At 69.6% G+C, this 326-nt stretch carries 1 protein-coding gene; it reads left to right on the forward strand.

Annotation, left to right across the window (positions count from 1 at the left end):
- Positions 1–119: amino acid--tRNA ligase-related protein (locus tag ABGA94_RS03430; protein ID WP_375366393.1), on the forward strand; the 119-nt coding region annotated here is incomplete at its 5' end.
- Between the last annotated feature and the right edge of the window lie 207 nt (positions 120–326).

Below are 326 nucleotides of genomic sequence, written 5' to 3' on the forward strand. Positions count from 1 at the left end.
ACGGCATGGCCCCGACCGGCGGCCTGGGTATCGGCGTCGATCGTCTGGTGATGCTGCTGACCGGCAGCAGCTCGATCCGCGATGTGCTGCTGTTCCCGTACATGCGTCCGGAGCAGTAGTTCATGTACAGCTGCGCACCCCGCTGCAGCGAGGCGCGGTCACCGAGGTCGTTGCCGGCCTGCAGCAGCTTGGTGCCGCCCTCGGCGGCGGAGGCCAGGATCGCGTTGGACGGCGACAGGTGGTCGGTGGTGATGTTGTCCGGCAGCACCGCCAGCGGGCGCATGCCCGACAGCGTGCGCTCACCGGCCAGTGCGCCCTCCCAGTAC

Origin of the sequence: Stenotrophomonas sp. 3diitr2024, from assembly GCF_042136455.1 — a bacterium.
Taxonomy (GTDB): Bacteria; Pseudomonadota; Gammaproteobacteria; order Xanthomonadales; family Xanthomonadaceae; genus Stenotrophomonas; species Stenotrophomonas sepilia.